This is a genomic window from Acinetobacter sp. YH12058 (assembly GCF_013419805.1).
GTDB lineage: Bacteria > Pseudomonadota > Gammaproteobacteria > Pseudomonadales > Moraxellaceae > Acinetobacter > Acinetobacter towneri.
The window spans coordinates 37,463-43,709 of the sequence record NZ_VOZL01000020.1; the positions used below are offsets into that span (position 1 = coordinate 37,463).

Annotated in this window: 6 protein-coding genes and 1 rRNA gene; all 7 read right to left on the reverse strand. The window is 40.6% G+C overall.

Features of this window, described 5'->3' with window-relative positions:
- Positions 1-121: 121 nt before the first annotated feature.
- Entirely contained in the window at positions 122-1,426 is a 1,305-nt protein-coding gene (gene hisD / locus FTU09_RS11225) for a histidinol dehydrogenase (protein ID WP_162495523.1), read from the reverse strand.
- Between the two features lie 186 nt (positions 1,427-1,612).
- A complete protein-coding gene (gene hisG / locus FTU09_RS11230) occupies positions 1,613-2,317 on the reverse strand; it encodes an ATP phosphoribosyltransferase (protein ID WP_167846233.1) in 705 nt (234 codons plus the stop codon).
- Entirely contained in the window at positions 2,317-3,573 is a 1,257-nt protein-coding gene (murA, locus tag FTU09_RS11235; RefSeq protein ID WP_004975199.1) for a UDP-N-acetylglucosamine 1-carboxyvinyltransferase, read from the reverse strand. The genes hisG and murA overlap by 1 nt, the downstream gene beginning before the upstream one ends.
- A 7-nt stretch (positions 3,574-3,580) precedes the next feature.
- Positions 3,581-3,832, reverse strand: a complete 252-nt coding sequence (gene ibaG, locus FTU09_RS11240; protein WP_004975198.1) for a BolA family iron metabolism protein IbaG — start codon at positions 3,830-3,832, stop codon at positions 3,581-3,583.
- Between the two features lie 138 nt (positions 3,833-3,970).
- Positions 3,971-4,303 carry a ribosome hibernation-promoting factor, HPF/YfiA family gene (gene hpf / locus FTU09_RS11245; RefSeq protein WP_096902101.1) on the reverse strand — a complete coding sequence of 111 codons (333 nt, stop codon included), beginning with the start codon at positions 4,301-4,303 and terminating at the stop codon, positions 3,971-3,973.
- A 166-nt stretch (positions 4,304-4,469) separates the two neighbouring features.
- A complete protein-coding gene (locus FTU09_RS11250) occupies positions 4,470-5,924 on the reverse strand; it encodes an RNA polymerase factor sigma-54 (RefSeq protein ID WP_131261926.1) in 1,455 nt (484 codons plus the stop codon).
- 220 nt (positions 5,925-6,144) lie between these two features.
- Positions 6,145-6,247: ribosomal RNA gene (gene rrf, locus FTU09_RS11255) — 5S ribosomal RNA — on the reverse strand; the annotation flags it as partial.

Here is a 6,247-nt window from a genome sequence, read left to right on the forward strand (position 1 = left end):
AAACCCTCTCCTAACCTCTCCCAAAGGGAGAGGAATTTTCATTACTAAAGACACAAAATTTGTGTGGTTTAAATTCCCCTCTCTTTATTAGGAGAGGGTCAGGGAGAGGTTGTAATGCTATTTATGATTGATAACGATAACGTGCTGATCGTGCATGCGCATCCAGATTTTCCTGCTTCGCTAAAATATCAGCGGTTTTCGCCAAACTTTTCACGCCCTCAGCTGAACACATAATCAGACTTGAGCGTTTTTGGAAATCGTAAACACCCAATGGCGATGAAAAACGTGCTGTACCCGACGTTGGTAATACGTGGTTTGGCCCTGCACAATAATCACCAATAGCTTCTGGTGTATAGCGCCCCATAAAGATCGCACCCGCATGACGAATTTCTTCTGCCATCACTTGTGGATCATCCATACACAACTCCAAGTGTTCGGGCGCAACTTGGTTGATCAATTCAATCGCCTCTTGACGATCTTTGACTAAGATCAATGCACCACGATTTGCAATAGAAGTGCGGGCAATTTCAGCTTTAGGCAAATTCGCCAAGTGCTGTTCAATCGCTTGTTCAACCTGATTCAGCAATTGCGCATCTGGTGTAATAAAGATAGATTGTGCAACCGTGTCGTGCTCGGCTTGGGAAAGTAAATCCATCGCCAACCATTCAGGATTATTTTCACCTTCGGCATAAACCAAAATTTCGGATGGCCCTGCAATCATATCAATGCCAACCTGACCAAACACAGCACGTTTTGCAGCTGCCACAAAGCGATTACCCGGCCCCGTAATTTTATCTACCGATGGGATGGTTTCTGTACCATAAGCCAATGCAGCAACAGCTTGCGCTCCGCCAATGGTAAATACACGAGTCACCCCTGCTAAATATGCAGCCGCCAAAACCAATGGATTGAGTTCACCATTCGGTGCAGGTACCACCATAATAATTTCAGGTACACCAGCAACATGCGCAGGCACAGCATTCATGAGCACAGAAGATGGATAAGATGCCAAACCACCTGGTACATAAATACCAACACGGTCTAATGGCGTAACTTTTTGCCCAAGCGTGTTGCCCAAAGCATCAACATAAGTCCAGCCATCCTGCTTTTGCGCTTGGTGAAATTCACGAATACGTACAGCAGCCAATTCCAAAGCTTCACGAACTTCGTTATCTAAAGCATCAAATGCGGCTTTCAGTTGTTCCTGACTTAACTCAAGTTCTGAAAATTGATGCGCTGGATGTCGATCGAACTGTTGAGTGAGTTTAAGAACCTGAGCATCACCGTGCTGACGCACATCAGCAATAATTTGATCTACAGTTTTTAAAAGTTCAGGATCACTGACAGTTTCAAAAGCCAACAAGTCTGCAAAGGCTTGTTTAAAGCTTTGATCTTGAGTCGATAAACGTCGCATCAATTTACCCACAAGGTTTGATAGAAAAGTTTAGTTTACCTTGTTTCTAGGGCTTTGTGGGAATCTATACATGGCGAAAGCAGTATGTTTTGATGGAAATTCACGTTCAAAATCATTCAAGAACAGAATCATGGGTGGACATAAAAAAACCGTCATTAAATGACGGTTTTTTGAGAAAGCAGGATGATGGATGCAAAGTTAAGCAGATTGTTTTGCCAACTCGCGTTCTACCACTGCTTTTTCAAGTTGTGCCAAAATTGGATTGAGCAAATCTTGCTTGCGCTTAAAACTGGCTTTATTGACAATTAAACGTGAAGATACTTTACAGATTTCTTCTAGCGGCTCTAAACCGTTGGCACGTAAAGTATTACCTGTATCAACCACATCGACTATGTAATCACCCAAACCGACCAATGGTGCTAATTCCATTGAGCCATAGAGTTTAATGACATCAACCTGCTCGCCTAAGCTGGCATAGTATTGACGGGTCAAATTCACATATTTAGTGGCAATTTTTAAACGACCTTTGGGACGCTGCATACCAACTTTGCCCGCAGTCATCAATTTACAATTGGCAATTTTCAGATCCAGCGGCTCATATACATTTTGAGCGCCATGCTCCATCAGCACGTCTTTACCCGCAACCCCAATATCTGCTGCACCATTTTCAACATAAGTTGGTACATCAGAAGCACGTAAAATTAAAATACGCACTTGTTTATGTGTGGTTGGAAAAATCAACTTACGTGATTTATCTGGATCTTCCAGTAAATTAATTCCCGCAGTTTCCAATAAAGGCAAAGTTTCTTTTAAAATTCGCCCCTTACTTAATGCCAAAGTTAAACCATGATCAAAATTGCCCATGACGTCAAAATTTGGATCATCGTTTCTCATGTCATTCATCAATTTACTCGCTTAATTTGGGCGCCTAAACCTTGTAACTTTTGTTCTACATTTTCATAACCGCGATCAATATGATAAATACGGTCAATCAATGTTTCGCCTTCTGCCGCCAATGCTGCTAACACCAACGAGAATGAGGCACGTAAATCGGTTGCCATAACAGGTGCAGCAGAAAGTTTTTCTACTCCTGTCACCACCGCATCATTGCCTTCTACCTGAATATTGGCACCCATACGTGACAACTCAGGGACATGCATAAAACGGTTTTCAAAAATAGTTTCCGAAATGGTAGCAAAACCGCGTCCAATCGCATTCACCGCCATTAACTGTGCTTGCATGTCTGTTGGAAATTCAGGATGTGGTAAAGTTCTGAAACTCACGGCTTTAGGGCGCTTGCCCATCATGTCCAGTTCAATCCAGTCATCGCCACGTGTGACTTCCGCACCCATTTCTTCAAACTTATCTAACACAGATTCTAGCAAGGCAGGATCGGTATGTGTGGTTCTGATTTTACCGCCCGTAATTGCAGCTGCAGCCAAATAAGAACCTGTTTCGATACGGTCAGCAACTACTGAATACTCACAACCATGCAAGTGTTCAACACCTGTAACCACTAAAGTATCGGTGTCTAAACCTTCAATTTTAGCGCCCATTTTGATGAGCATTTGCGCAAGGTCGGTAATTTCAGGTTCACGTGCAGCATTACGAATAGTGGTAACACCATCTGCCAATACCGCAGCCATGAGAATGTTTTCTGTTCCGCCAACAGTGACCATATCAAAGACCACTTCGCCACCTTTAAGGCGACCATTAACTTTGGCATTCACATAGCCATTTTCAACTTCAATTTCTGCGCCTAAAGCTTCAAGTGCTTTAAGATGCTGATCGACAGGACGTGAACCAATTGCACAACCACCTGGCAAAGATACTTTTGCACTACCATAGCGCGCGACCAATGGGCCAAGCACCAAAATAGAAGCACGCATGGTTTTTACCAATTCATAAGGTGCAAATTGGTTGTCCAACGTTGATGTATCTGCAATGACTGTATCGCCTTCATAAGACATTTTAATGCCCAAGCCTGCGATCAACTTCACCAAGGTATTTACATCTTTTAAATTTGGAACATTTTTCAATGTAATTGGCGTTTCTGCAAGAATCATTGCAGCAAGAAGTGGCAAGGCTGCATTTTTTGCACCAGAAATACGCACTTCACCTTCGAGCTTATTACCGCCCTGAATTAAAAATTTATCCATTAAATTATTAAGCTCCAAATAAGCTTGCTTTACGCCATTCTTCTTGTGTCATTGCACGAATTGTAACCGCATGAACTTCACCGCTGGCAATATAGCTATTCAATGGTGCATACACTGCTTGTTGACGAGCAACAGGACGCTTACCTTCAAACTGATTATCTACAATACGAAGATCAAACTTGCCGCCTTGCCCACTTACAGCAACTTCAGCCTCTGGAAAAGCAGCTTTTAAAATTTCAGTGAGCTGTTCACTATTCATCACAAAGACCTCTTATAGGACCAACGGTGTAAAAACCTGTCATTTTACTATAAATAGAAAAAATAATTCATTAATCCTATACATTATCGCAATAAAAAAAGAGGTTTATCCAAAACCTCTTTTAAAACCACCTTAAGGCTAAATCGCTAAAGGCTGATAATCCAACTGCATCTTCCGATGCTTCTCTAATTGGCGTTTTAATTTTTCAGTCATCATCTTAATAGAAGTATACATATCATCCGCACAAGCTTGCGCAAACAGCTCGGTGCCGGGCAAGCGAATAATCGCTTCAGCAATATGATTGGCACTGCCTTTTTTAGAATGTTTATCGATTTGATGATCTTTACTTAATTTCACCTGCATACTATTGACCTGATCCAGATGTTTGGTCATTTGTGCAAACTTAAGTCGAATATTTTCTTCAATTGCAGGGGTGATAGCTAAGTGATGTCCACGAATTGTTATTTGCATAATTCTATCCCTCACCTTCATTAGGATTAGGAAGGCATAGTTCACATGATTGATTGCCAAATAACAGATCACTGCAGCGGTCACTTTAAATCATGTCTAACTATTCCTTCAAAAAAAATTCATTATTTGGTCATAATGAATCCTTAGAATAGACCGATTTTAAAAACTAGATCAAGACTTTTCGTTCAGAAGATGACGGAATATTTAATGACTCACGATATTTCGCAACCGTTCTACGTGCCACATCAATTCCTTCTTCCTTAAGAAGGTTTGCAATTGTGTTGTCTGACAAAGGTTTACGTGGATTTTCATCTGCAATTAACTTTTTAATCTTCGCGCGAATCGCAGTTGAGGATGCTTCTCCACCTGAACAGGTTCCAACATGACTTGAAAAGAAATATTTCAATTCAAATAAACCACGTGGAGTTAACATATATTTATTGGTGGTCACCCGTGAAACTGTAGATTCATGCAACTCCACCTCATCAGCTACATCACGCAAAATCAACGGTTTCATTCCTTCAGCACCAATTTCTAAAAATTCACGTTGATGCTGCACAATACAAGTCGCTACCTTTAATAAGGTTTTATGACGTTCATCAACACTTTTAATAAAGTTTTTCGCATCTAGCATTTGATTACGCAAATATTGATTATCTTCACTTTGATCTGCGCGTTTAATCATATTGGCATAAAACGAATTAATTCTAAGCTTAGGCACAACATCAGGATTCAGCTGCACCTGCCAATGGTCCTGCTTTTTACTGACCACTACATCTGGAATTTGATAATCTGACTCCTGATCTTCAAATGCTGTACCAGGATGCGCTTTCAAGGTTTTTAATAAAGCCACTGCATGCTGTAGCTGATCTGCGCTTAAACCCGTTTGCTTAATTAACTTGGCTAAATCATTCGAAATTAATAACTCATAATGCTGCAAGAGTTGCAGTGCTTCCTGCCGATAAGGCACATCTGTAGCCAAACTTTCAAGCTGAATAGATAAACATTCCGCCAAATTACGCGAACCAATACCAATCGGCTCTAAACGCTGAATATGTTTCAAAACGACCAAAACTTCATCGTCTTCAACTTCATCTTCGTATTCCATGGAGATCAATAAATGTTGCACAGATGTAGTGATTTCAGATATTTCACAATCCAAGAAACCATTGTCATCCAAAGCATCGACAATACAGTAGGCAATGAGCTGCTCGACTTGAGAAAAATGCAACAGATTGATTTGTTGCATCATGTGCTCTTTTAAACCTAAATGTCCCTGACGATTATCCTCGCGCTCTTCATATTCCGCTGCTCCCAAACTCGTGGGTAAATGAGTGTACACATCATCCCAGTCTGTATCGACAGGCAAGTCATTCGGTAGATGATCTGCATTTAATTCTTTAGTCAAATCCTTTTGATCATGCTCTTGCTCTTCTAAGGTGGATAAACTTTCGACACTACTTTGTTCTTCGACTTTTTCTAATAAGGGATTACTGTCCAACTGAATTTGAACTTCTTGTTCAAGTTCCAAGCTCGAAAGTTGAAGCAAACGAATGGCTTGTTGTAACTGCGGTGTCAGTGACAAGGAGTTTGCAACTTTTAATCCAACCGATAACTTCATTTTCACCCACTCTTTTAAATTTATGTTTTTCAACAACTTAATATATAAGTTTTTGATAAGCAATTTCTATGCCGTTTTATTAGGTATAGCACAGATTTATCAAAAGACATAAAGATTTTAATCAGAAGTTCTATTCAATTTATTATTGTTTTTCTAACTTTATTTTCTCTCTTGCATAAAAAAACACCCCCAACATTAGTTGAGGGTGTTTAGAATAATGAGCTGGCGATGACTTACTCTCACATGGGTAACCCCACACTACCATCAGCGCGAAGAGGTTTCACTTCTGAGTTCGGGAAGGGATCAGGTGGTTCACTCTTGCT

Excerpts from the sequence above, each read along its gene's own strand:
- hisG (WP_167846233.1), bottom strand. The coding sequence starts at position 2,317 with ATGAATGACATGAGAAACGATGATCCAAATTTTGACGTCATGGGCAAT.
- murA (WP_004975199.1), bottom strand. The coding sequence starts at position 3,573 with ATGGATAAATTTTTAATTCAGGGCGGTAATAAGCTCGAAGGTGAAGTG.
- ibaG (WP_004975198.1), bottom strand. The coding sequence starts at position 3,832 with ATGAATAGTGAACAGCTCACTGAAATTTTAAAAGCTGCTTTTCCAGAG.
- hpf (WP_096902101.1), bottom strand. The coding sequence starts at position 4,303 with ATGCAAATAACAATTCGTGGACATCACTTAGCTATCACCCCTGCAATT.
- FTU09_RS11250 (WP_131261926.1), bottom strand. The coding sequence starts at position 5,924 with ATGAAGTTATCGGTTGGATTAAAAGTTGCAAACTCCTTGTCACTGACA.